Below are 23,790 nucleotides of genomic sequence, written 5' to 3' on the forward strand. Positions count from 1 at the left end.
GCACCGCCGCACGCAAGGTACGTGGCTTGTTCCAGGAACACCGCGGAACCGGCTTCGCCGGGCCGCCGGTGTTGCCCCCTGGAAGGGGGTTGGCGCAGCGACACGAAGTGCGCGAAGCCTGGGGGTCATCTAAAGAACGCTGTGCGAGAGCACGGGCAACTGCGTGCGCGTGCTCTGCACCTTCGCGGCGTCGATGTCGAACAGCACCACGCCTTCCTCGGTGGCCTGTTGTGCCACCACCGTGCCCCACGGATCGACGACCAGCGACTGGCCCCAGGTCTGGCGGCCGTTCTCGTGCGTGCCGCCCTGCGCGGGCGCGACCACCCAGGCCAGGTTCTCGATGGCCCGGGCGCGCAGCAGCACCTCCCAGTGCGCGGCGCCGGTGGTGCGCGTGAAGGCGCTGGGCACCAGCAGCAGGTCGGCGCCCTGCTTCGCGAGCGCGCGGTACAGCTCGGGAAAGCGCAGGTCGTAGCAGACGCTCATGCCCACGCGCCAGCGGTGGCCGTCGCGCGAGGGCAGCTCGAACACCACCGGCTTCGCGCCGGGCGCGATGACGCGGCGCTCGTCGTAGCGCTCGGTGCCGTTGTCGAAGAAGAAGAGATGGATCTTGTCGTAGCGCGCCACGCAGCGCCCGTCGGGAGAGAAGGCCAGCGAGCTGTTGAACACGTGCTCGGCGTCGGTGCTCTCGATGGGCAGCGTGCCGCCGACGATCCACAGCCCGAACTCGCGCGCCGCGTCGGCCAGGAAGCCCTGCACCGTGCCCGCGCCCGCCGTCTCGCGCAGGGCCAGCTTGTCGGTGTCGCGCGCGCCCATCATGCAGAAATACTCGGGCAGCACCGCGAGTTCGGCGCCGGCCGCGGCGGCCTGCGCGAGCAGGTCGTGGGCGCGCGCGAGGTTGGCTTCGCGGGCGATGGCCGACACCATCTGGATGGCTGCGACTTTCATTGCTTGGTCTCCGTTTTCTTGCCGTCGTCCGCGGTCCGCGAGGCGGGCGGCAAACCGGGCGCGCCGGGAATGGTCTGCGGCAGGAGCTGCAGCGTGCGCGGCACCTTCGCTATTTTGGGGTCTGCCCAGGTGCCTTCGATATGGAACTCCTGGGTGGCCGCCGCCGCGAGCGGCTTGCTCAACACCCACTGCGCAAGGAACGTGCCCAGGCCCACGGCGGGGTTGATGGCGGTGGCCACCAGCGCCGCGGTGCCCGCGTTGATCTCGGGCACGACCACCACGCGCAGGTCCTGGGTCTCGCGCACGATGTCGGCCGAGCCGTCCATCAGCGCCGCGGCGTTGACGCCCTTCATCTGCAGGTTGTTGGTACTGGCGATGCCCTTGCTGATCTTCGCGTCGCCGCGGATGAAGTCGAAGGCGAAGCCCTCGCTGAACACGTCGCGGAAGTCGAGCGTGAGCCGGCGCGGCAGCGCCTGCAGGCTCAGCACGCCCAGCAGCTTGGCAAGCCCCGGGTCGGCCTTGAGGAACTGGCCCTGTTCCACGTCGACCTGCAACTGCCCGCCCAGGCTCGGGTAGTCGAGCGAGAACGGCGAGCCGCGCCAGTTGACGTCGCCTTCCATCCTTCCGCGCCCGCGCCGCAGCACGCCCGGCATGCCGAAGCGCGTGAGCAGCTCGCCGGCATCGGCGATGTCGAGCCTGAAGGTCATGGCGGTGCGGCGCTGGCCGGCCGCCGCGCCGGGCACCGCGGCCCAGGTGCCCTTGGCCGCGAAGCTGGCCTCGGGCATGGTGAAGGCCAGCTTGTTGAGCGCCCATTCGCGCCCCGCGCCGCCGCGGTTGACCGCATCGATCTCGGCGCGGCCCAGGCGCTTGCCGAGCAGTTCGAAGTCGTCGATCACGATGTCCAGCGCCGGCAGGGTGCCTGGCTGCTCGTCGAGCAGGGCCTCGACCTGCGTGGCCTCGGAGGGCGCGATCTTCAGCCGCGCGAGCCGCGCATAGAGGCGCCCTGCCTGCGCGTGGCGGTACTCGGCATAGCCGCTGAGCTCGGTGGCGTCGATGTTGGCGCGCCAGACGCCGCCGTCGCGCGTGCCGCCGAGCACCACGTTGTGCAGCGTGCGGCCCGCGATGCCCAGCTGCTGCGCGCGCACGGCGATGCGCGTGGGCAGGTAGGCCATCGACGGATCGTCGGGGCGCTCCGCCGATTCGGCACCCGCGCCGCCGGCCTCGCCGAGCAGCGACTGCCAGGCGGACATGTCGAGCTTGGCGACGTTGACGTTCGCGAACACGCCCTTGTCGGGCAGGCTGGCCGTCTCGCCCTGCGCCAGGCCCACGCCGATGCCGCCGCGCACCACGCGCGCCTCGCCGTTGGCCAGCAGGTCGCGCACGTACTGCACGGCGCCGACGCGGCCCAGGTCGAGCGAGAGCTGGTCCTGCGTGGCCACCGTCGCGCCCTGCTTCGTGGTTTCGCGCGCGAGCACCTTCTTCTCGATGCGCAGCGGCATCTGCTCCTCGGCCGCCTTCACGAGCGGCGGCGGCAGCTGCAGCGCGAGGCCCTGCAGGCTGCTGTTGAGCGAGAACTCGGTCGTGCCTTCGCGCACCGAGAAGGTAGCCGCGTAGGGCGTGCTGCCGGTCGCCTTCTTCGCGAGGCGGGCGAGCCAGTCGACCTCGCGCGCGCCGCGCAGGCCGTCCGCGGTGGCCGTGCCCTGCGCCTTCAGGGCCACCTCGCGGTTGGGGCCGGTGAAGCGGCCGCGGCCTTCCAGGCGGACGTCGCCGCCCAGGAGCCTGGCCTGCACGCCGGCCAGCGAGAAGCCGGTCTCGGTGAAGTTGACGGTGCCCTTCGCCTGCGAGAACGAAGGCGCCTCGGGCACCACCTGCAGCTCGTTGTCGGCCAGCACCACGCTGGCCTGCACCTTGGCGTTGTCCATGGCCTCCAGGGGCAGTTCGAGGTGCAGCTTGTAGTCGGCCGAGCCGGTGGCGCGAGCGGCCTGCATGACTTCGCCCACGCCGCCCGGCTCGATGCCCGCCAGCGGCGCGCCCGCGCGCAGCACCTCGGCCAGCGGCCCCTTGGCCTGCACGTCGACGCGCAGCACCTGCGCATGGTGCGACAGCTCCGGGATCTGCGCCTCGCCCTTGGTCACCTCCACGCCGTTGGTGCCCGCCAGGCGGCCGCGCGCGTTGCGCACCAGCATGCTGTCGCGCTCGAACACCAGTTCGCCCGAAAGGCCGGTGAGCGCCGGCCAGACGCGCGCCGGCGTGCCGTTGCGCGAAGGCGTGGCGGCCGTGACGGCGGGCGGGGCGTAGGCGTAGTTGACGTCGGACACCTTGGCTGCAATGCGGAAGTCGCCCTGCTTCGGGTCCTTGAAGGGCATGTCGTGCAGGTCGCCACGCACGCGGAAGTCGACGCTGCTCGCGACGCCCTTGGTGACGGCCTCGCGCACGTAGTCGCGCGTGTGCTGCGGAATGTCCAGCGGCAGGTAGCGGAACACGCGGGTGCCGTCGGCGCGCGTGAGCTTGCCCTGCAGGTCGAGCACGCCCGGGAAGCGAGACTTGCCGCTCGACGCGGCCGGATCGCTGGTGCGCCAGCTGGCCTGGGCCTCGCCTTCGGCGTCGGCGTTGGCGAAGCTGAGCTTCGACATCTGCAGCTGGGCGCTGCCGTTGCCGCTGTCGAGCTTCCACTGCAGCTGCGTGGAGAGCCGGTCGACGGGGATGACCGGCTCCTCGAACACGCCGGGGAATTCGAGCGTGCCCTGCGCGATGGCGAGCGTGGCGGTGCCGCCGGTATGGGTGGCGTCGAAGTCGACGGTGGCGCCGCTCAGGCCGGGGGTGCCGGTGTGGATCTTCGGCGGTGGCGTGGCCGTGCCGGTGGCACTGGAGGTGGTGGCCGTGATCGCGGCCGGTGCCGCCGCGTCCGCCTTGGACGGCTGGGACGCGATGCGCAGCCCGCTCACGCGGCCCTTGGCCTGGTAGCGGCTCGGCGCGCCCAGCGAGCCCTGCCAGTTCAGGTCGACGTGCTCGACCAGGCCGCGCGGCGCATAGGCATCGAGCAGGCGGTGCGTGGCATCGCCCAGCGGCAGCCGGTCGGCGATGAGGGCGAGGGCGGCCAGGTCGAGGCGGTCGGCGCGCATTGCGCCGTGCTCGGGCGTGCGGCCCCTTCCGGGCGTGTGCTGCAGCCACAGGTTGCCGCCGGGCCAGCGCATGCCGTCGGTGGTGTCGAACTGCAGCGCGGTGGTGGAGAACTCCAGCGTCTCCTCGGTGAGCTGCCCCGAGAGGCGGCCGGTGACGGCACGCAGCACCAGCGGCTGCAGGCCCTTGTCGAGCGAGACGTCGACCTTGTCCAGCCCCAGGTCGACCGCGCCGCCGACGACCTGGCCGTCGTCCACGTCGGCCCACAGGCGCAGCGCGCCGTTGCCCTCGCGGATGCGGGCGTCGAGCGAGACGTACCGGCCGAGCCGGGTGACGTCGATATAGGGCAGGTCGGCATAGAGCTGGCCGTCCCAGGTCTGCCAGTGGCCGCTGCGGATGGACAGCAGCGGCTGGCGGAACTGGCCGCGCAGCGTGAAGCGCTCGCCCCAGCCGGCCGGCGGCGTGGCATCGAGCCGCAGGCTGTGGCGCCTGGCGCTGTTGCGCGCGACGAAGCGGACGTCGGTCAGCAGCAGGGGCTCGGCCTGGCGTTGCTCGTCGGTCCAGCGCACCGTGCCGCCTTCGATGACCAGTTCGCGCTGCGCGAAAAACCAGTCGGCGCCGCGGGTTTCTCCGGTCGTATCGGTCGCCATGTGCAAACCAGCCACATGGAGTTTTCCCTGAGTGTCGCGGCGCACGTCGAGCTGCGGCCCCTCGATGTAGAGCTGCTCGAAGTTGAGCCGCCACAGCGAGCGCGGGGACACGCTGGCCACCACGCGTGCGAGGCGAAGGGCCTCCCGCTTGTCCGCGTCCTGCAGCACCACGTCGCGCAGTTCGAAGGCCGGGAAAAGCCCTTCGGAGCGGGCGGTGATCGATCCGATGCGAACCGGCACGCCGATGGCCTTGCTAGCCTGCGCCTCGAGCGCGTCACGAAAATCGCCGATTCGCGGCACAATCCACGCGTGTAGGACAACGACTGACAGCGCCAGCAGAAGCCATGCAGCGATCAACAGACCCAGCAGCCAGCGCGCCGTCACAGCGGTTATTTTGAGCAGACGTGAAGGGGAAGACGCCGTGTCGTTCATTGAGGATCGCGCTGTGTCCGGAATTATGACCGCCAGCATTCAGACGGGTTCCACGGAAACCAGCATCGGTGTGAACCAGTTGCCAGACACCATTTCTCCCATTTCTTCGGCGCCGAAAGACGCCTTCTCTTCGTATTCGAGGTTCGTGCAGCGCCTGCGCCGCAGGTATGCGGCGGAGCTTTCATTCCTTCCCCCTGGCGCGCCGCGGCGCGAATCGATGACGGTGGCCTACGAGGCCCTGCGCCAGCGAGGGGACGGTATCGGCGATGCACTCCGGATTGTGCGGCAGCTCGTGATGGAGCGGCTTGTAACTCTTGATTGCGACGAGCAGGCCCCGCTGGCCGTCGTGACCACCGCAGTCACCGAGCTGGCCGAGCTGGCGCTCGACATCGCATGCCGCGAGGCCTGCCGCGAGCTCGACGCCACGCACGGCGCCCCGCTCGGCCCGGAGGGCCAGCGTGCGCAGCTGTGGATCGTGGGCATGGGCAAGCTCGGCGCGCGCGAGCTCAACGTGTCGAGCGACATCGACCTGATCTACCTCTACGACGTCGACGGCGAGACCCAGGGCGACGCCGACGGCCGCGGCCGGCTGGCCAACCAGGAGTACTTCGCGCGTGCCGTGAAGCGCATCTACGCGCTGGTGGGCGACACCACCGAGCACGGCTTCGTGTTCCGCGTCGACCTGGCGCTGCGGCCCAACGGCAACTCGGGCCCGAGCGTGGTCTCGCTCGATGCGCTGGAAGAGTATTTCCAGGTGCAGGGCCGCGAGTGGGAGCGCTTCGCCTGGATGAAGAGCCGCGTGGTCGCGCCGCGCGACATCGTGCTCGCGGGCCAGGCACAGGGGCTGCGCGGCGCAGTGCTGCCCTTCGTGTTCCGACGCTACCTCGACTACAGCGTGTTCGATTCGCTGCGCGTGCTGCACCGGCAGATCCGCGAGCAGTCGGCGCGCCGCAGCGCCGGCCGCCCTGAACGCGCCAACGACGTGAAGCTCTCGCGCGGCGGCATCCGCGAGATCGAGTTCACCGTGCAGCTGCTGCAGGTGGTGCGCGGCGGTCAGTTCCCCGAGCTGCGCACGCGGCCCACGCTCGATGCGCTGCAGCGCCTGGCGCGCGCCAACCTCATGCCGCAGGAAACCGCCGACGCGCTGGCCGCGGCCTACGAGTTCCTGCGCCGCGTCGAGCACCGCATCCAGTACCTCGACGACCAGCAGACCCACGTGCTGCCGGTGTCCGACGACGACCTGCGCTGGATCGCCCAGAGCATGGGCTATCCCAGCTGCTGCCCCTTCCTCGAGCAGCTCGACACGCACCGCGAGTTCGTCGCGCAGGAGTTCGACAAGCTGCTGGGCGGCGAGAAGCCCTGCAACGGCAAGTGCAGCGGCAAGAAGGCCGCCGCGCCCGCCGACCTGGCCGACCTGCTCGGCGACCTGCCTCCGGTGTTCGCCGAGCGCATCCGCGACTGGTGCGAACAGCCCCGCGTGCTGGCCCTGCGCGAGGAAACCCGCGCGCGCCTGCGCCAGCTGGTGCAACGCACCGGCCAGTGGCTCAAGGAGCCTGATGGCGACGGCGCGGGCCAGACCCCGCGCCATGTCGACGCCGCCATGCGCTGGGCCGACTGGATCGAGCCGCTGATGCGCCGCGAGAGCTACCTGGCACTGCTGGTCGAACGCCCGGCAGTGCAGGAACGCCTGCTGCGCCTGCTGGGCGCGGCCAAGTGGCCGGCGCGCTACCTGATGCAGCACCCCGGCGTGATCGACGAGCTCGCGAGCGACGAGATGCTCTCGGGCCGCTTCGTCGCCGCCGAGTTCGAGCGCGAGCTCGACGCGCGCCACGCATCGCTCACCCGCACCGGCGAGGCCGACGAGGAACGGCTGCTGAACCTGCTGCGCCACGCGCACCACGCCGAGGTGTTCCGCACCCTGGCGCGCGACGTGGACGGCCGCCTCACCGTCGAGCAGGTGGCCGACGACCTCAGCGCGCTGGCCGACGCCACGCTGCGCGTGACCGCCCGCTGGTGCTGGCCGCACGTGCGCAACCGGCACCGCGAGGTGCCGCAGTTCGCGATCATCGGCTACGGCAAGCTGGGCGGAAAGGAGCTGGGCTACGGCAGCGACCTCGACATCGTGTTCGTCTACGACGACGACGACGAGCGCGCCGGCGAGGTCTACGCGGCCTACGTGCGCAAGCTCATCAACTGGCTCACGGTGAAGACGCGCGAGGGCGACCTGTTCGAGATCGACACCGCCCTGCGCCCCAACGGCAACTCCGGCCTGCTGACCACCAGCTTCGAGGCCTACGAGAAGTACCAGCTCGGCCGCGGCAGCAACACCGCGTGGACCTGGGAACACCAGGCCATGACGCGCGCGCGCTTCGTGCTGGGCAGCGAGGACCACGGCGCCGAGCTCGGCGCGCGCTTCGACCAGGTGCGCGAGGCCGTGCTCGTGGCGCCGCGCGACCGCGAGGCGCTGAAGGCCGAGATCATCGCGATGCGCAACAAGCTGCGCGGCGCGCGGCCGGTGAAGCCCGACCGCTTCGACGTGAAACACAGCCCCGGCGGCATGGTCGATGCCGAGTTCGCGGTGCAGTTCCTGGTGCTGTCGTCCTCGGCCGAGCACCCGGAGCTGATTCCGAACGTGGGCAACATCGCCCTGCTGCTGCGCGCCGAACTGGCCGGCCTGCTGCCCGAGGGCGTGGGCCGCAGCGCGGCGCGCGCCTATCGCGAGCTGCGCCGCGTGCAGCACCGCGCGCGCCTCAACGAGGAGCCCACGCAGGTCACGCCGCCCGCGCTGGCGGCCGAACGAGACGCCATGCTGGCGCTGTGGAAGGCCGTATTTGGCTGAGGGAACCCGTTCCCCAGCCACCACCGCGCTGGCGGCCTGCGCGGTAGCCGTCGCCGTTCTTCTTGCGGGCTGCGCCAGCGGTCCGCGCAGCGGGGGCGGCGTGGCCAGCGGCCGCGACGGCCCGGGCACCAACATCCCGCCCGACCTCGCCAACGTGCCCGACGCCGAGCCGCGTATCGAGCCGATCCGCACCAGCGGTGGCACCAGCAAGCCCTACACGGTGCTGGGCCGCGGCTACGCGCCGATCACCGACGACCGGCCGTTCCGCGAATCGGGGCTGGCCTCGTGGTACGGGCGCAAGTTCCACGCGGCGTCCACGTCCAGCGGAGAGCCCTACGACATGTACGCCATGACGGCCGCGCACAAGACGCTGCCGCTGCCGAGCTACGTGCGCGTGCGCAACCCGGCCAACGGGCGCGAGGTGATCGTGCGCGTGAACGACCGTGGCCCCTTCGTGGACGGCCGCGTCATCGACCTGAGCTACACGGCTGCGCTCAAGCTCGACCTGCTGCGCGGCGTGGCGCCGGTGGAGATCGAGCGGATCACCAACGACGACATCCGCACGGGCGCATGGCGGCGCGATTCGGGAACGGCGTATGCCGCCGCCGAAGCGCCCGCGCCGGTGCGCACGGCGCCCGTGCGCGTAGCAAGCGCACCGCTGCCGCCGCAACAGCAGCAGGTGCGGGTGCCGGCCGAATGGGCGGCGCCGGTCGCAGCGGCCGGCAACGACATGCCGCAGCCGGCATCGACGATGCCTGTCGCTCCGCAGACGCCGATGGCCGCGGCCCTGCCGCCGGGGACGGGGGCGGAGCCGGAATCGGCGCAGTCGCCGCCTTCCATTCCACCGGGCCGGCAAGCCATCGTGGTCAACGAACTGCCTCCGCTGCAGGCGGCTGTGCCGCCGGCACCCTTGCCCGCGAACATCGCTCAGCGGCCCGCCGCGGCGCTCCCCGGCTTCTGGGTGCAACTGGGCGCGTTCCGCGAGCGGGACGGCGCCGAGAGCCTGCTGAACCAGGCCGCGCGCGGCGTGCCGTCGCTGGCGCCGCAGCTGCGCGTGTTCAGCGAGGCCGGAACGCACCGGCTGCAGGCCGGGCCTTTCGCCTCGCGCAACGCAGCCGGCGAGGTGGTCGGCCAGCTGCGCGAGAACCTGCACATCTCGCCGATGGTGGTGGAGCGCAGGTAGGCGCCTGCGCGCCTTCCGATCAGAGCAGCGGCTTGACCGCCACCGGCACGCCGCTGGCGACGTTGAGGCGGTTCCAGGTGTTGATCTGCGCGATCGCCACCGACAGCTCGGCAATCTCCAGGTCGCTGAAGTTGGCCTTGAGCGCCGCGAACTCGGCGTCGCGCGCGTCGTAGCGGTCGGCCAGGCGCGTGAGCGATTCGGCCCAGGCCAGAGCGGCGCGCTCGCGCTCGTTGAAGAAGCTCACCTCGCGCCAGGTGGCGAGGCTGTTGATGCGCTGCCATTCCTCGCCCTGCTTGCGCAGGTCGCGCACGTGCATGTCGAGACAGTAGGCGCAGCCGTTGATCTGCGAGACGCGGGCGTAGACGTAGTCGACCAGCACCTTGCCGAGCGTGCTCGACTCGATGGTGGCGTTGACGCCGAGGATGGCCTCGAAGGACTTCGGGACCAGCTTGAACCAGTTCAGGCGTGCGGTGGTGTTCATGGTTGGTTTCTCCAGTGGGTTGCGATGGAATCGATCTGCTTACCTACTGAAGACGGGCGAACCAGGCACCCTGTGACACGCCGCGCGAACTATTTCGAGGAAAAGAGCTGCGCGATGCGCGCGAGCTTGTCGGGATTGCGCTGCGCGCGGATGCGCACGATGCGGTCGTTCTCGATCTCGAAGGTCTGGGCCGATTCGAGCTCGCCGTCGAGAAAGCGCAGCATGCCGGGCTCGCCGTTGATCTCGACGATTTCCATGCGCACCGCCGGCCCCACGCGGCGCCACAGCGAGTAATAGAGCTGCGCGAGGCGCTGGCTGCCGCGCAGGATCTTGCTGAAGCTCTGCACCTTGCCGCCGCCGTCGCCGATGAGCTCGACGTCCTCGGACATCAGCGCCTTCAGCTCGTGTAGGCTGCCGCGCGCGGCGGCGTCGGCAAAGGCGCGCAGCAGGCGCTCGTGGGTCTCGCGCGGCACGGAAAAGCGCGGGCGCCCTTCCTGCACCTGGAGCTTCGCGCGGTGCACGAGCTGGCGGCAGGCGGCCTCGGTCTTGCCGAGGGTGAGGGCGATTTCGTCGTAGTCGGCGTCGAACACCTCGCGCAGCAGGAAGGCGGCGCGGGCCTCGGGCGCAAGGCGCTCCAGCACGGCGAGGAAGGCGACGGAGATGTTGTCGGCGCGCTCGAGCAGCTGTTCGGGCGTGGCGGGCGAATCGTGCGCGCCGGTCAGTGTGGGCTCGGGCATCCAGGCGCCGACGTAGTGCTCGCGCTGGACCTTGGCGGCGCGCAGCCGGTCGATCGACAGGCGCGTGACCACGGTCACCAGCCAGGCTTCGGCGCTGTCGAGGGTGTCCCGGTCGGCCTCATGCCAGCGCAGCCAGGCGTCCTGCACGACCTCTTCCGCCTCGGCCACGGATCCGAGCATGCGGTAGGCGATGCCCTGCAGGCGGGGGCGGTGGCGGTCGAAGGTGAGGGTTGCGTCGTCCATGCGGGCTAGACGGCTGGCGTCTCCGGTTTGTGACATGGATTCTGCAAAAAAAACGCCCCGGCATGCGGGGCGTTTTCCAGTGTTCCGGGGCTCAGGCGCCCTGGTATTCGGGCTTGGGGCCTAGAGTAGCTGCCAGTTCCTTGCGGTAGCGGTTCAGCTCCTGGACCGTCTTGAAGCTGCGGTTCATCAGCAGGCTCAGGTTGTGCAGGATGCGCTCGCCGACCTTGGTTTCCCAGACGGCGTCGAACTTGATCTGCTTGTCCAGCCAGTGCTCGAGCCAGTCGGGGTCGGGCATGCGGCTCTGAATGGTGTCGCGCGGGAAGAGCGCCTTGCTGACGTGCAGGTTGGTCGGGTGCAGGGCCTGCGCCGTGCGGCGGGCGCTGGCCATCAGGACGCCGACCTTGGTGAACGCGGCACGGGCCTCGTCGCCGAACTTTTCCATGGCGCGCTTCATGTAGCGCAGGTAGGCGCCGCCGTGGCGGGCTTCGTCCTGGCTCAGCGTGGTGTAGATGTGCTTGATGACCGGCTCGGTGTGCCACTGGGCGGCGCGGCGGTACCAGTGGTTGAGGCGGATCTCGCCGCAGAAGTGCAGCATGAGGGTTTCCAGCGGCGGGGCCGGGTCGAAGTCGAAGCGCACTTCGTGCAGCTCTTCCTCGGTGGGCGCGTGCTTGGGGCTGAAGCGCTTCAGGTACTCCATGAGCACCAGCGAGTGCTTCTGCTCCTCGAAGAACCAGATCGACATGAAAGCGGAAAAGTCGCTATCGTGCCGGTTGTCGCGCAGGAACATCTCGGTGGCCGGCAGTGCCGCCCACTCGGTGATGGCATTCATCTTGATGGTCTGCGCCTGCTCTTCCGACAGCAAGGAAGCGTCGAACGACTGCCAGGGAATGTCCTTGTCCATGTCCCAGCGGACGGATTCGAGTTGTCTGAAGAGTTCCGGATAGAGCATCTATATCTTTCTAAGGCCGTCGATTTTAATCGGCCCGTTTGGCGCGCCCGTGACAGACGCGCGATGATGCGGATACGCGCGCCCTTGCGGCATGGATGCGCAACCCCTTTTTGAATCAGGAGCCCGCGATGCGAACCCCCTTCCGATTGTCGACGCTGTGGCGCTGCGCCCCCGCGGTTTCCCTCGTGGCGAGCCTGGTTTCCGCCCTTCCGGCGCACGCCCAGACGGCCGCCGCCGCGCCCGCCCCGGCGGAGGCCGCGGGATGCCCGGCGATCCTTCAGCACACCTTCCCGCGGCTGCAGGACGAAAAACCCCAATCCCTGTGCCAGTACTCCGGCAAGGTGGTCCTGGTGGTCAATACGGCCAGCTTCTGCGGCTTCACGCCGCAATACAAGGGCCTGGAGTCGCTGGACATGAAGTACCGCTCGCGCGGGCTCGTGGTGCTGGGCTTCCCCTCGAACGATTTCGCCCAGGAATCGGGCTCCAACAAGGAGATCGCCGACTTCTGCGAAAGCACCTTCGGCGTGAAATTCCCGATGTTCGCCAAGTCCTCGGTGCGCGGCACGGACGCGAATCCGCTCTTCAAGCAGCTCGCGCAGGCCTCGGGCACCACGCCGAAGTGGAACTTCTACAAGTACCTGATCGGGCGCGACGGCAAGGTCGTGCAGGCCTGGTCGAGCATGACGGCACCCGATGAAAACGGCTTCGTGAGCGTGATCGAGAAACAGCTCGGGCCCAATTGAGACCCACTGGTTCACGGGAAGACGCACCGGTGATTCACCGATGCGACCATCCCATTGTGAACTCGAGGACACAAACGTTTACCAAACGGACGGGAACCGTGCCGCGGATGCCGCGCTCCTAATTCGCGTGGGCAGTGACTGCCCTACGGTTTTCATGTTGCGAGGTCTTCCGGGCGCTTGCCGTCTGGTCGAAATCCCGAGGCGATTCTTCTCCTCCTCCCTCCCTCCCTCCTTCGCGTCGGGGCGCCTCGCAGCATTTTTGTATTCCAGCCGGGACGGAGGTCGCGATGACGCGGCCTTCCCGCATCGCCCATCCGGCGCCGGCATCCCGGGACTGTCCGCGGCGCACTCGCTGCGCGACGCGGCTTCCATCACCCCTCCCTAAGCCAGTGACCACTTCGGTGGCCGAGCCCATATGGCAACGATCGGGCAACACACGCCGCGCAGGCGCCACGCCCGAGGGACGAAAAAGCGGATGAAAGAAAAGGCGCCCGGAGGCGCCTTTTCGTCAGGGCTTGGTGTCGATGAAGCTGGGCCGCAGCATCAGCTTGTCGTACAGCTTCGCGAGGTTGGCGTGGTCGCCGCGCCAGTCGATCTCGGGAAAGCGCAGGTCCAGCCAGCCCAGCGTGCAGCCCACCGCGATGTCCGACAGGCTCAGGTGGATGCCGCTGCAGAAGGGCTTGTCGCCCAGGCCCTTGGCCATGGCGGCCACGCCGTCCTCGACCTTGGCGCGCTGGCGCTCGATCCAGGCGGCGCTGCGCTCGCCGTCGGCGCGGCCGGACCAGGTGGCTTCCAGGCGCCAGAGCACGCCGGCGTCCATGACGCCGTCGGCCAGCGCCTCCCAGGTCTTGACCTCGGCGCGCTCGCGGCCCTGCTGCGGAATCAGCTTGCCGACGGGCGACAGGGTGTCCAGGTACTCGACGATCACGCGGGAGTCGAACATCGCCTCGCCGCCTTCCATGATCAGGCAGGGGACCTTGCCCAGCGGATTGGAGTTGGAGATGGTGGTGTCGGCAGACCAGACGTCTTCGATCACGAACTGGTAATCGAGCCGCTTCTCGGCCAGCACCACGCGCACCTTGCGCACGTAGGGGCTGGCGGCGGATCCGATCAGTTTCATGAAGGCTCTCTCCCTATGCATTGATGACGTTTGTTAATAGTCATTTTAGGTGAACGGGAAAACCAGGACCCGAATCGCCCCCAAAGCGCGATGCCGGCCCCACGGGTCGGCGGCCGCCTAAAATTCGGGCATGAGCTTTTCCACCGTTTCCGCCCTTTCCCCCCTTGATGGCCGCTACGCGGCCAAACTCGCGGCGCTGCGTCCGCTGATGAGCGAACAGGGCTATATGCACCGGCGCGTGCAAGTCGAGGTGGCGTGGTTCATTGCGCTGTCCGACTGCGGCTTCGCCGAATTCAAGCCCCTCACCGGCGGCGCCCGCAAGTACCTGCTGGGCCTGGTGTCGCACTTCTCCGAGGCCGACGCGCTGGCCATCAAGGAGATCGAGAAGACCACCAACCACGACGTGAAGGCGGTCGAATACTGGATCAAGTCGAAGTTCGAGGCCCGCCCGGAGCTGCTCGCAGCCGCCGAGTTCGTGCACTTCGCCTGCACCAGCGAGGACATCAACAACACCAGCCACGCCCTGCAGATCCAGGCCGCGCGCGACAAGGTGGTGCTGCCGGCCATCGATGGCTTGATCGCCAAGCTGCGCGAAATGGCGCACCAGTTCGCCAACGTCTCGATGCTCTCGCGCACGCACGGCCAGACCGCCAGCCCGACGACCGTCGGCAAGGAAATCGCCAACGTGACGGTGCGCCTGTCGAAGGCCCGCGAGCAGATCGCCGCGGTGCTGCTGCTGGGCAAGATGAACGGCGCGGTCGGCAACTACAACGCCCACCTGGCCGCCTGGCCCGACTTCGACTGGGAAGCCTTCAGCCGCAAGGTCGTCGAGACGCCCGCGCCGCTGGGCCTGGGCCTGAGCTTCCAGCCCTACAGCATCCAGATCGAGCCGCACGACTACATGGCGGAGCTGTTCGACGCGGTGGCCCGCGCCAACACCATCCTCATCGACTTCTCGCGCGACATCTGGGGCTACGTGAGCCTGGGCTACTTCAAGCAGCGCCTGAAGAAGGGCGAGATCGGCTCCTCGACGATGCCGCACAAGGTCAACCCGATCGACTTCGAGAATGCCGAAGGCAACCTGGGCCTGGCCAACGCGGTGCTGCGCCACCTGAGCGAGAAGCTGCCCATCAGCCGCTGGCAGCGCGACCTGACCGACAGCACGGTGCTGCGCAACATCGGCGTGGCCTTCGGCTATGCCACGCTGGCCTATGCCAGCCTGGCGACCGGCCTGGGCAAGCTCGAACTGAACGACGAAGCGCTGGCCGCCGACCTCGACGCCTCGTGGGAAGTGCTGGCCGAGCCGATCCAGACGGTGATGCGCCGCTACGGCGTGCAGGGCGCCTATGAGCAGCTCAAGGAAGTGACGCGCGGCAAGACCGTGACGGCCGAGGCGCTGCACGGGCTGATCCGCTCGCTGGCCATTCCCGAAGAGGAAAAGACCCGCCTGCTGGCCATGACACCGGCCAGCTACGTGGGCAAGGCGGCGGAGCTCGCCGGTAGAATTTAAGCTTCCCGTACCGATGCGACAGCCGCCTTCAGGCGGCTGTTTTGCGTCGGCGGTCAGCTCTTTTCCAGCCAACGCCCCCTGCCGGGCGCCAGCCAACAACATTCTCCGAGGGGCCCGCCGCCCTTCTGTTGGTCATGCGCGCCCCTCTGAGACGCCTCTGGCTCAAGGTCCATCGCTGGACCGGCCTCACGCTCGGTCCGATCCTCGCCCTCACCGCGCTGCTCGGCGCCATGCTGGTGGTGGGGCTGCCGCTCGACCGCTGGGCACATCCCGATTTCTTCATCGCCCATTCGGCGCGTTCGGCCCCGGCCGGCGACGCCACCAAGGCCGTGCTGCCGCTGGAGCCCCTGCGCCAGCGCCTCGCGGCCGAGTTCGGAGCCAACGCCGACTTCACGCTGCGCCCGCCGCGCAAGCCCGCCGACACGCTGCAGGTGCGGGTGCGCGGCAAATGGGAAGGCACGCTCTACCTCGACCCCGCCACCGGCGCCGAGCAGGGACGCCGCGGCACGCACGAGGGCGCCTACAACCTCCTCTTCGAGCTGCACAGCAGCCTGCTGCTGGACGACACCGGCAAGGGCGTGCTCGCCTTCGCCGCGCTGGCCTACCTGTTCCTGCTGGTCACGGGCATCGTGCTGTGGTGGCCGGTGCGCTGGCCGCCGTCGCTGCGCATCGTGCTCGACCGCGGCCTGCTGCGCGGGTTGTTCGACCTGCATCGCACCGGCGGCGCGGTGCTCGGGCTGCTGATCGCGGTGTCGGTGGCCACGGGCGCGTACATGGCGTGGCGGCCGCTGGGCAACTTCATCTCCAGCGCCATGGGCCAGCAGCCCGTCAAGGCGCCGGTGATCGCCAAGGGTGCCGCGACCGGTCCGCTCCTGCCGCTGGACGAGCTCGTGGCGCGCGCGCAGCAGGTCTACCCCGGCCAGCCCATCGGCTTCATCCAGGTGCCAGCCAAGGCCGGCCGGCCGATGCGGGTGCGCTTCCGCCTGCCGGACGATCCGCATCCGAACGGCATCGGCTCGGTGTGGCTGAACCCGGTGACCGGCGAGGTGCTGGCCGCGCGCAAGTGGCAGGACCTCGACGCCGGCAACGGCGCGGTGGCGGTGATCTATCCGCTGCACACCGGCGAACTCGGCGGCCCGCTGCATGAAGCGGTCACGGCGCTGCTGGGGCTTGCGCTCGCCGGGCTGGGCCTGAGCGGCGTCTGGCTCTGGTGGCGCCGCCGCGCCGCGGCGGCAGCGGCCCGTGACAACGACGGCCAGCTATCCCGCGGCACCACGGCGCCTTGATCGGTTCCGAGCCCTGCCTGCACCCAGTTTCATCACCATCAGAAAACCCTTGGAGGGATCTCTCTTGTTCACGCACAAACGCACAGCCATCGCGATGGCGCTGCTTCCCCTGAGCCTGCAGGGCTTCGCCGCGGAAGCCGAGCCCGCAGCCGCCGACGCGGCGAAGTCGCTCGAAACCATCACCGTCACCGGCGACTGGCTGGGCAGCCCCAGCGAAACCAAGGTGCTCGAGCACCCGGGCGCCCGGAGCATCATCGAGCGCAAGCAGATCCAGGAAAGCGGCTCGTCCAGCGTGCGCGACGTACTGCGCCAGGTGCCCGGCGTGCAGGTGCAGGAGAGCAACGGCACCGGCGGCAGCGACATCTCGCTGAACGTGGGCGTGCGCGGCCTGACCTCGCGCCTGTCGCCGCGCTCCACCGTGCTGCTGGACGGCGTGCCGCTGGCCTACGCGCCCTACGGCCAGCCGCAGCTGTCGCTGGCGCCGCTGTCGCTCGGCAGCCTGGAGGCGGTCGACGTGGTGCGCGGCGCGGGCTCGGTGCGCTACGGCCCGCAGAACGTGGGCGGCATCATCAACTTCGTGACGCGCTCGATCCCCAAGCAGTTCTCGGGCGAGGTGAGCGTGGGCGTCGAAAGCGCCGGCCACGGCGGCGGCACCAAGACCACGCCCAGCCTCTTCATCGGCGGCACCAACGAGAACGGCCTGGGCCTCGCGCTGCTGTACTCCGGCACGCACGGCGACGGCTTCCGCCAGAGCAACGACCACACGAGCATCGACGACCTGATGCTCAAGGGCGCCTACCGCATCTCGAAGACGGACGACGTCGCCGTCACGCTGCACCACTTCGAGGGCAAGGGCCGCATGCCCGGCGGCCTGACGACGGCGCAGTTCGCGGCCAACCCGTTCCAGTCGGACCGCCCCTTCGACGAGTTCACCGGCCGCCGCACCGACGGCTCGGTGAAGTACACGCACAACGACGGCGTGAACAAGTTCGAGATGCTGACCTACTACACGGACTCGTACCGCAGCAGCTTCCTCGAGCAGGAAGGCACCGGCACGAACAATGGCCGTCGGCGCCTCACCTCGGCGCCGCGCAACTACAAGACCTTCGCGGTCGAGCCCCGCTACTCGCGCCTGATCGATTCGGGCAGCGTGGTGCAGGAAGTCAGCTTCGGCTATCGCTACCTGAAGGAAGAGGCTTCCGAGGTGGCGACGCGCAGCGCCTACTACCAGCCGCGCCCGGGCTTCAACGCCTTCGGCCTGGCCAACCCCGCCTACCAGACCAGCAAGGGCGGCACGACCGCGCACGCGTTCTACATCGACGACCGCATCGACTTCGGCAACTGGACCATCACGCCCGGCGTGCGGCACGAATCGATCCGCTCGTTCAACGACGTCTACACCATCACGAACGGCCGGGCCACCAGCGCGATCTATCCGAAGATCGACTCCGACGAGTGGCTGCCGACGCTGTCGGTGCTCTATCGCGCGAGCGATCGCTGGTCGGTGTTCGCCAACGCCGGCGTGTCGTTCGGGCCGCAGCAGTACGCACAGCTCGCGCAGTCGACCACCGGGCTGCATCCCGAGAAGGCCAAGACCTACGAGATCGGCACGCACTACAAGGGCGAGGCCTGGAGCGGCGAGCTCACGCTGTTCAACATCAACTTCGACAAGGAGCTGCTGCTGGCGCGCTCCATCACCGGCGACGTCGGCCAGTGGACCGACCTGGGCGCGACGCGCCACCGCGGGCTGGAATCGGCGCTGCGCTACGACCTCGGCACGCTGAGCGATTCGCTCAAGGGGCTGTCGGTGTCGGGCACGTACACGTACACGCAGGCGATCTCGAAGGCCGGCGCCTTCGCAGGGCGCGACCTGCCCTTCTACTCGCGCCAGGTGGCGACGCTGGGCGCGCGCTACGAGCGCGGGCCGTGGACCTTCAACGCCGACATCTACGCGCAGTCGAAGCAGCGCTCGCCGGGTTCGCCGGACGACGGCGCAAGGTACGTCACGCTGGAAGACGCCAGCGGCCGGCTCGGCGACATCCCCGGCTACGCCACGATGAATCTGCGCGCGGCCTACGACTTCGGACCGTCGATGAGCAACCTGAAGGTCGCCGTGGGCATCAAGAACCTGTTCGACCGCCGCTACTTCAACCGCTCGGTGGACAACAACGGCGGCAAGTACGTGGGACAGCCGCGCACGGTCTACCTGCAGGCGTCGGTGGCGTTCTGACGCGCGGGCCTAAACTCGCGCACCCATGGCCCTCAAATCCACCATCTTCAAGGCCACCCTCGCGGTGGCCGACATCGACCACGGCTACTACGCCGACCACGCGCTGACCCTGGCGCGCCACCCCAGCGAGACCGACGAGCGGATGATGATCCGCCTCGTGGCGCTCGCGCTCAACGCGCACCAGCTGCAGGACGTGTGCAACGGCGACGGCACGCTGGCCTTCGGCGCCGGCCTGTCGAACGTGGAGGAGCCCGACGTGTGGCTTCGCGACTTCACGGGCGAGGTCAAGCTCTGGATCGAGGTCGGCCAGCCGGAGGACAAGCCCATCATCAAGGCCTGCAACAAGGCCGACGAAGTGATCGTCTACGCCTTCAACCACGCCGCCGAGATCTGGTGGCGCGGCATCGAGAACAAGCTCACGCGGCCGCAGAACCTGAAGGTGTATCGCGTGCCGACGGCCGCCTCGCAGGCACTGGCCGCGCTCGCGCAGCGCAGCATGCAGCTGCAGGCGACGATCCAGGAGAACACGCTGACGCTGGGCGACGGCACGAACAGCGTCGACATCGAACCCTTGCGCTGGAGATAAGGCTCGCCCCCGGGCTGCGCGCACTTCGTGCGCTTCGCCAACCCCTACCGGGGGCAACACCTGCGGCCCGGCAAAGCCGGTTCCGCGGTGTTTCGCGAAGGAGCCATGTTCGTTGTTTCTAGACGGCCGGCATCATCTGGCCGCATTGCCAGCACTGCTCGAAACCGCCCTCGACCTGCTCGCCGCACGCGCAGCGCCAGCTGCGCTGCGGGCGGTGCTGCAGCTCGTGCAAGAGGCGCTTCGCAAGCTCGAACTGGGTCTCGTCGTCGATCCAGATCTCGGGCAGGCACTGGTCGGGCGGCAGCTGGCCCATCACCGCGCCGAGGAACTCGCGCTGCACGGAAGCCGCCACGCCCTCCTCGCGCAGGGCGTGCGCCCACACGGTCGCGATCGCGAGGTTGGGCGCTTGCGCGAGGCGGCGCATGGTCAGGGGGCCCAGTTCTTCTCGTCGTCGGGATCGAACTCGGGCTCGTCGGCCGACGGCGTTGACGGTGCGTCGCGCTCGGCCTCGCGTGCGCGCTCGGCATAGCGGTTGAAGCGCCAGGCGGAATCCTCCATCGTGATGCGCCGCCATGTGGCGCGCTTCTCGACGGGCGACATGCCGGGCCAGAACTGCACTTCGTCGAAGCTGCGGCCGCAGCCCTTGCATTCGTCGTCGCCCTGGCTGGTGGAGCAGATCGCGATGCAGGGGGTGTCGGGCGTGCTGTCGTACCAGGCCATCCAGGCGGCCCAGGCCTTGGGCGGGAAGCCGACCTCGTCGACTTCGTCCTCGTGGTGGAAGACCATGAGCGCGTAGACCTCGGCCAGCGCCCGCAATTCGGGGCCCAGCGTGACGCCGTCGGGCGACGGCGTCTTCTCGCGCCAGTAGTTGATGGCGGCCTCTATGTCGGTGATGTGTATGGCGGCCATGGAGCGTGAAAAAACAGCGGACGGCGATCATAGTCCGGCAATGTCCCGAAGCGACGAAGGGACATCGTCGCTATGAAAACGAGAGCATCGCGCCTTTTATCCATGCGCATTCCGAAGCGGTTCTCTTTAAATTTCTGAAAACTTTCGATTGCGCCGCCGAGCGCATCGATGCTCTAATCCGCGCACGAAGGGGAGTAGCTCCCGAGCGCTGTCGTCCACGGCGGCGCGAATCGTCAGGTCGTCAATACGAAGCAAAACACTTCCGGCCTGTCGGGCAACGTGCGTGCGTTTTCTTGCGCGCGCGCTGTCGAGCAAGACCTTCGATTTGAACCTGTGCAGGTTTGGTCGAAGCGTTCGCAAGCTCCCGGTGTCACCCGGACTTCATTCCTCGCTTTCGGCTCACCCGCACAGGATGAATCGAAACGCATAGCCATGCGCCTTCCGTCGTCGTCCCCACAGGGAGAGGCAGGGGCGCGAAGACAAAGAGGAAATTTATGGAAATGTTCATGACCCCGGAGTTCTGGGTCGCGGTCGGTCAGATCATCATGATCGACATCCTGCTCGGCGGCGACAACGCCGTGGTGATCGCGCTGGCCTGCCGCAAGCTCCCGCCTGCCCAGCGCACCCAGGGCATCCTGTGGGGTACCGCCGGCGCCATCGCGCTGCGTGTGATCCTGATCTTCTTCGCGCTGACCCTGCTGGCCATTCCGTTCCTGAAGCTGGTGGGCGCGATCCTGCTGCTGTGGATCGGCGTGAAGCTGCTGGCCCCCGAGCATGACGACGGCCACGGCAACATCACCGGCAGCGACAAGCTGTGGGGCGCGGTCAAGACCGTGATCGTGGCCGACCTCGTGATGAGCGTCGACAACGTGATCGCCATCGCGGGCGCCGCACAAGGCGCCGGCGACAGCCACCAGATGCCGCTCGTGATCTTCGGCCTGCTCGTGAGCATCCCGATCATCGTCTGGGGCAGCCAGCTGGTCATCAAGCTGATGGACCGCTTCCCGATGATCATCACCGCCGGCGGCATGCTGCTGGGCTGGATCGCCGGCACGATGGCCGTGTCCGACCCCGCTCTGGCGAACACCGCCGCCTGGACCTGGGTGCCGAAGGTGCCGCAGACCGACGTGGTCAAGTACGCAGCCGGCGTCATCGGTGCGCTGCTGGTGCTGGCGGTCGGCAAGTGGGTGGCCGCGCGCCATGCCCGCAGCAAGCACGAGGAACCGGCGGTGACGACCGGCTGAGCGCCGCGAGTCATTGCCCAGCCACGAACTTCCCGACCAACACTGTCTCTGTCACTCTAACTACCTGAAGGAGCACGCCATGGAAAAGATCATTCTTTACGTCGACGACGCCACCTACGCCTGCGAGCAGTTCGCCGAACTGGCGCCGGACGCGAACAGCGTCGTGGCGCGCCATTGGGTGCTCGTGGCCTGCGCTCCGCGCATGACGCATCGCATCAGCAAATGGGTGAGCCACAGCGCGCGCGAGAACTGGCGCGCCAAGTGGTTCAGCAAGGTGCAGGCGCAGATGACGCCGCTGCTGGAGCGCAACGGCGGGCAGGTGACGCCTGTTCTGGCCAAGGGTCCGCTGGCAGAGCTCACCGCGCAGCTCAAGCGCGAGCATTCGGCCACTCACGTGGTCGATGCGCGCCGCCCGAAGGTCGGTGTCGACCTGGAGCCGGTGGCGCCGGACCAGACGCCGCCCCAACAGTCGGGCTGGGCCTTTCCCGGTGCCGTGATGGGCATGGGCGCACTGCTCGTTCTGGCGAACGAACTGGCCGAATAAGGCCGCAGGAAGAAAGCCCGACTCCATGCGAGCCCCGGCGCCGAAAGGTGCCGGGGCTCGTTGTCTTTTGCGGGCCCTCGGGTATCCTGCCGCCATGCGCATCATCCTCAAATGGCTGCTCAGCGCCGTGGCGCTGCTGGCGGTCGCCTATCTCTACAGCGGCGTCCAGGTCAACAGCTTCGGCTCCGCGCTCATCGCGGCCGCGGTGATCGGCCTGCTCAACATGGTCGTGCGGCCGGTGCTGGTGATACTGACTTTGCCCGTCACCATCGTCACCCTCGGGCTCTTCCTCTTCATCATCAACGCGCTGCTGTTCTGGGCCGCCTCGGGGCTTCTGGGCGGCTTCCACGTGAACGGCTTCCTGGCCGCGCTGATCGGCTCGCTGCTGTATTCGCTGCTGGGGCTGCTGATCGAGTCCGCGCTGGGCGGGCTGCTCTCCAGGCGCTGAGCGCGCCCGCCAGCGGCTACTTGAGCGGCGGCTCCGCCGCCTGCTCCTTCACCAGCACCTCCACCGCCCGCGCCCGGGTGTCGATGATCGACGCCTCGTAGTGGTCGACCACCTTCGACTGGCGGATGAGCTCCTGCGCCGCCTTGAACCGGTCGCGCGCCGCCGGGTAGTCGAGGATCGCCACGTTCGCCTCGGCGTCGGCGCGCACCGCGCGCAGCGTGTCGTTCTGCGCGCCGTAGAGATTGCCGAGCGCGCGCCACACGGTCGCATCGCGCGGGTTGGCGGCCACCCAGTCGCGCAGCACGGGAATCATCGGCGCGGGCTGGCGCATCGCGGTGGCGGCCTCGGCGGCGAGCAGCATCTCGGGCCGCTCCTTCGAGCTGGCATCGAGCAGCGCGGCCGCCTTGGGCGCCCCTCCGGCGGCGAGCTCGATCTCCGCGTTCAGCCAGCGCGCCTGCTTCGCCGCGGCAGGGTCGTCCGCCGTGCGCGCGACCAGCCGCTCGACCAGGGCGCGCGCCGCCTTGTAGTTGCGCATCTCCTTCGCCGATAGCGCCGCCGCGTACAGCGTGCCGGCCTGCTGGGCCGGGGAGCTCTTCGCGAATTCGCCGCTGGAGGCGGAGTCGACCCACAGCCGCAGCACGTCGACGCCGGGGCGCGTCAGCACGCGGGCGCGCGCGGCGATCATGGCGTGGTCCATGGCCAGCGGCTGCGGCGGCACCGTGTCCATGTTGAATTGGAAGCGGCCCTGCATGTCGGAGATGCGCTCGGTGGTCAGCGGGTGGCTGCGCAGGTAGGGGTAGGAGCCGTTGTCGTTGAGGCGCGAGGCGTACTGCAGCTTCTCGAACATTGTCGCCGCGCCCTGCGGCGCGAAGCCGGCCTGCGTCATCACGCCGAAGCCGATGCGGTCGGCCTCGCGCTCCATGTCGCGCGAGAAGTTCAGCTGGTTCTGCGCGAACATCGCCTGGCTGCCCATGATCATGGCCTGGCCGGCGTCGCCGTTGCGGCTCTTGCCGGCGGCGATCATCCCGAGGATCAGGCCGGCGATCATCAGCGGCATCTGCCTGCCCTGCTTGGTCATGATGCGCGAGATGTGGCGCTGCGTGACATGCGAGAGCTCGTGCCCGAGCACCGTGGCCAGCTCGTCGCGGCTGCCGACCACGGCCACCAGCCCGAGGTTGAGCCCGAGATAGCCGCCCGGCAGCGCGAAGGCGTTGATGTTGCGGTCGCGGCCCAGCAGGATCGTCCAGGCGAAGCGCTCGTCGAGCTCGGGCGTGAGCTCGCCGCGCGCGCGGGCGGCGACCAGCAGGCGCTGCCAGATGTCCTGCACGTAGGCGGCGATCACCGGGTCGTCGATGTAGTCGGTGTCGCGGTACAGCTCGCGGGCGATCTGGTCGCCCAAGTGGCGCTCGGCGCTGGCGGTCATCTCGCCGCCGTCGCCCATGCCGGGGAGCACCTGCTGGATCTGCGCCAGCGCGGGCACCGGCAGCAGCACCTGGGAAGCTATCAAAACGCTAGCACACAGGGCTCGCAGGGCGGGCTTCGGCTGGCTTCTGGAGTGGGGATGTGGAGTCAAGCGCGGCATTCCTCGTCT

19 protein-coding genes are annotated in these 23,790 nt (G+C 69.0%); 10 read left to right on the forward strand and 9 right to left on the reverse strand.

The genetic code is table 11. The features are described 5' to 3' along the window. Positions 1-129 precede the first annotated feature (129 nt). The gene (locus FHT32_RS14145; RefSeq protein WP_176665248.1) at positions 130-945 is read right to left on the reverse strand and encodes a carbon-nitrogen hydrolase family protein; all 816 of its coding nucleotides are present in this window, start codon (positions 943-945) and stop codon (positions 130-132) included. After that, complete coding sequence (locus tag FHT32_RS14150; protein WP_176665249.1) at positions 942-5,147, reverse strand: YhdP family protein; 4,206 nt, start codon at positions 5,145-5,147, stop codon at positions 942-944. The genes FHT32_RS14145 and FHT32_RS14150 overlap by 4 nt, the downstream gene beginning before the upstream one ends. 25 nt (positions 5,148-5,172) lie before the next feature. Between FHT32_RS14150 and glnE the strand changes: the two genes are divergently transcribed. Both glnE and FHT32_RS14160 read left to right on the forward strand, forming a co-directional pair. Continuing rightward, positions 5,173-7,986, forward strand: a complete 2,814-nt coding sequence (gene glnE, locus FHT32_RS14155; protein WP_176665250.1) for a bifunctional [glutamate--ammonia ligase]-adenylyl-L-tyrosine phosphorylase/[glutamate--ammonia-ligase] adenylyltransferase — start codon at positions 5,173-5,175, stop codon at positions 7,984-7,986. After that, entirely contained in the window at positions 7,979-9,169 is a 1,191-nt protein-coding gene (locus FHT32_RS14160) for a septal ring lytic transglycosylase RlpA family protein (RefSeq protein WP_176665251.1), read from the forward strand. Before glnE ends, FHT32_RS14160 begins: the two co-directional genes overlap by 8 nt. Before the next feature lie 19 nt (positions 9,170-9,188). Here FHT32_RS14160 and FHT32_RS14165 read toward each other — a convergent pair whose 3' ends face one another. The 3 genes from FHT32_RS14165 to FHT32_RS14175 form a co-directional block, all read right to left on the reverse strand. Further along, complete coding sequence (locus FHT32_RS14165) at positions 9,189-9,650, reverse strand: carboxymuconolactone decarboxylase family protein (RefSeq protein WP_176665252.1); 462 nt, start codon at positions 9,648-9,650, stop codon at positions 9,189-9,191. 89 nt (positions 9,651-9,739) lie between these two features. Beyond that, the gene (locus FHT32_RS14170; protein ID WP_176665253.1) at positions 9,740-10,630 is read right to left on the reverse strand and encodes an RNA polymerase sigma-70 factor; all 891 of its coding nucleotides are present in this window, start codon (positions 10,628-10,630) and stop codon (positions 9,740-9,742) included. A 91-nt stretch (positions 10,631-10,721) separates the two neighbouring features. Continuing rightward, positions 10,722-11,579, reverse strand: a complete 858-nt coding sequence (locus FHT32_RS14175) for a ferritin-like domain-containing protein (protein WP_176665254.1) — start codon at positions 11,577-11,579, stop codon at positions 10,722-10,724. Positions 11,580-11,707: 128 nt separating this feature from the next. On the opposite strand from FHT32_RS14175, the gene FHT32_RS14180 reads away from it, so the two are divergent. Then, a complete protein-coding gene (locus FHT32_RS14180) occupies positions 11,708-12,322 on the forward strand; it encodes a glutathione peroxidase (RefSeq protein WP_176665255.1) in 615 nt (204 codons plus the stop codon). 508 nt (positions 12,323-12,830) lie between these two features. On the opposite strand, the gene FHT32_RS14185 is transcribed toward FHT32_RS14180, so the two are convergent. Next, positions 12,831-13,442, reverse strand: coding sequence for a glutathione S-transferase N-terminal domain-containing protein (locus FHT32_RS14185; protein ID WP_176665256.1), 612 nt, complete (start codon positions 13,440-13,442; stop codon positions 12,831-12,833). Between the two features lie 130 nt (positions 13,443-13,572). On the opposite strand from FHT32_RS14185, the gene purB reads away from it, so the two are divergent. The 4 genes from purB (at position 13,573) to FHT32_RS14205 (ending at position 19,054) form a co-directional block, all read left to right on the forward strand. Continuing rightward, positions 13,573-14,952 (forward strand): adenylosuccinate lyase, encoded by a 1,380-nt coding sequence (purB, locus tag FHT32_RS14190; protein ID WP_176665257.1) that lies wholly within the window; start codon positions 13,573-13,575, stop codon positions 14,950-14,952. A gap of 134 nt (positions 14,953-15,086) precedes the next feature. Next, positions 15,087-16,238: a PepSY domain-containing protein gene (locus tag FHT32_RS14195; RefSeq protein WP_176665258.1), complete on the forward strand. Its 1,152-nt coding sequence runs from the start codon at positions 15,087-15,089 to the stop codon at positions 16,236-16,238. Between the two features lie 94 nt (positions 16,239-16,332). Next, entirely contained in the window at positions 16,333-18,468 is a 2,136-nt protein-coding gene (locus FHT32_RS14200; RefSeq protein ID WP_176665581.1) for a TonB-dependent siderophore receptor, read from the forward strand. Positions 18,469-18,493: 25 nt separating this feature from the next. Further along, entirely contained in the window at positions 18,494-19,054 is a 561-nt protein-coding gene (locus FHT32_RS14205) for a YaeQ family protein (protein WP_176665259.1), read from the forward strand. Between the two features lie 118 nt (positions 19,055-19,172). Here FHT32_RS14205 and FHT32_RS14210 read toward each other — a convergent pair whose 3' ends face one another. Both FHT32_RS14210 and FHT32_RS14215 read right to left on the reverse strand, forming a co-directional pair. Next, on the reverse strand, positions 19,173-19,478 hold the full coding sequence (locus FHT32_RS14210) for a putative signal transducing protein (protein WP_176665260.1): 306 nt from the start codon (positions 19,476-19,478) through the stop codon (positions 19,173-19,175). Between the two features lie 2 nt (positions 19,479-19,480). Continuing rightward, on the reverse strand, positions 19,481-19,963 hold the full coding sequence (locus FHT32_RS14215) for a DUF3717 domain-containing protein (RefSeq protein ID WP_176665261.1): 483 nt from the start codon (positions 19,961-19,963) through the stop codon (positions 19,481-19,483). A 494-nt stretch (positions 19,964-20,457) separates the two neighbouring features. Between FHT32_RS14215 and FHT32_RS14220 the strand changes: the two genes are divergently transcribed. The 3 genes from FHT32_RS14220 to FHT32_RS14230 all read left to right on the forward strand — a co-directional run bounded on the left by FHT32_RS14220 (position 20,458) and on the right by FHT32_RS14230 (position 22,199). Continuing rightward, complete coding sequence (locus FHT32_RS14220; RefSeq protein WP_176665262.1) at positions 20,458-21,207, forward strand: TerC family protein; 750 nt, start codon at positions 20,458-20,460, stop codon at positions 21,205-21,207. 79 nt (positions 21,208-21,286) lie between these two features. Next, complete coding sequence (locus FHT32_RS14225; RefSeq protein WP_176665263.1) at positions 21,287-21,751, forward strand: hypothetical protein; 465 nt, start codon at positions 21,287-21,289, stop codon at positions 21,749-21,751. A 94-nt stretch (positions 21,752-21,845) separates the two neighbouring features. Beyond that, entirely contained in the window at positions 21,846-22,199 is a 354-nt protein-coding gene (locus tag FHT32_RS14230; protein WP_019653843.1) for a phage holin family protein, read from the forward strand. 16 nt (positions 22,200-22,215) lie between these two features. Here the strand turns inward: FHT32_RS14230 and FHT32_RS14235 are convergent, their stop codons facing one another. Then, the gene (locus FHT32_RS14235; protein WP_176665264.1) at positions 22,216-23,781 is read right to left on the reverse strand and encodes a M48 family metalloprotease; all 1,566 of its coding nucleotides are present in this window, start codon (positions 23,779-23,781) and stop codon (positions 22,216-22,218) included. Positions 23,782-23,790 lie beyond the last annotated feature (9 nt).

It is taken from the genome of Variovorax sp. SG517 (assembly GCF_013376045.1).
In the GTDB taxonomy this organism is placed as follows: Bacteria; Pseudomonadota; Gammaproteobacteria; order Burkholderiales; family Burkholderiaceae_C; genus Variovorax.

Coding starts and splice junctions, on each gene's coding strand:
- FHT32_RS14205 (WP_176665259.1), top strand. CDS start 18,494: ATGGCCCTCAAATCCACCATCTTCAAGGCCACCCTCGCGGTGGCCGAC.
- FHT32_RS14170 (WP_176665253.1), bottom strand. CDS start 10,630: ATGGACGACGCAACCCTCACCTTCGACCGCCACCGCCCCCGCCTGCAG.
- FHT32_RS14200 (WP_176665581.1), top strand. CDS start 16,333: ATGGCGCTGCTTCCCCTGAGCCTGCAGGGCTTCGCCGCGGAAGCCGAG.
- FHT32_RS14235 (WP_176665264.1), bottom strand. CDS start 23,781: ATGCCGCGCTTGACTCCACATCCCCACTCCAGAAGCCAGCCGAAGCCC.
- FHT32_RS14230 (WP_019653843.1), top strand. CDS start 21,846: ATGCGCATCATCCTCAAATGGCTGCTCAGCGCCGTGGCGCTGCTGGCG.
- FHT32_RS14210 (WP_176665260.1), bottom strand. CDS start 19,478: ATGCGCCGCCTCGCGCAAGCGCCCAACCTCGCGATCGCGACCGTGTGG.
- FHT32_RS14185 (WP_176665256.1), bottom strand. CDS start 13,442: ATGAAACTGATCGGATCCGCCGCCAGCCCCTACGTGCGCAAGGTGCGC.
- FHT32_RS14180 (WP_176665255.1), top strand. CDS start 11,708: ATGCGAACCCCCTTCCGATTGTCGACGCTGTGGCGCTGCGCCCCCGCG.
- FHT32_RS14225 (WP_176665263.1), top strand. CDS start 21,287: ATGGAAAAGATCATTCTTTACGTCGACGACGCCACCTACGCCTGCGAG.
- FHT32_RS14150 (WP_176665249.1), bottom strand. CDS start 5,147: ATGAACGACACGGCGTCTTCCCCTTCACGTCTGCTCAAAATAACCGCT.
- FHT32_RS14165 (WP_176665252.1), bottom strand. CDS start 9,650: ATGAACACCACCGCACGCCTGAACTGGTTCAAGCTGGTCCCGAAGTCC.
- FHT32_RS14195 (WP_176665258.1), top strand. CDS start 15,087: ATGCGCGCCCCTCTGAGACGCCTCTGGCTCAAGGTCCATCGCTGGACC.
- FHT32_RS14220 (WP_176665262.1), top strand. CDS start 20,458: ATGGAAATGTTCATGACCCCGGAGTTCTGGGTCGCGGTCGGTCAGATC.
- purB (WP_176665257.1), top strand. CDS start 13,573: ATGAGCTTTTCCACCGTTTCCGCCCTTTCCCCCCTTGATGGCCGCTAC.
- FHT32_RS14145 (WP_176665248.1), bottom strand. CDS start 945: ATGAAAGTCGCAGCCATCCAGATGGTGTCGGCCATCGCCCGCGAAGCC.
- FHT32_RS14215 (WP_176665261.1), bottom strand. CDS start 19,963: ATGGCCGCCATACACATCACCGACATAGAGGCCGCCATCAACTACTGG.
- FHT32_RS14175 (WP_176665254.1), bottom strand. CDS start 11,579: ATGCTCTATCCGGAACTCTTCAGACAACTCGAATCCGTCCGCTGGGAC.
- glnE (WP_176665250.1), top strand. CDS start 5,173: ATGACCGCCAGCATTCAGACGGGTTCCACGGAAACCAGCATCGGTGTG.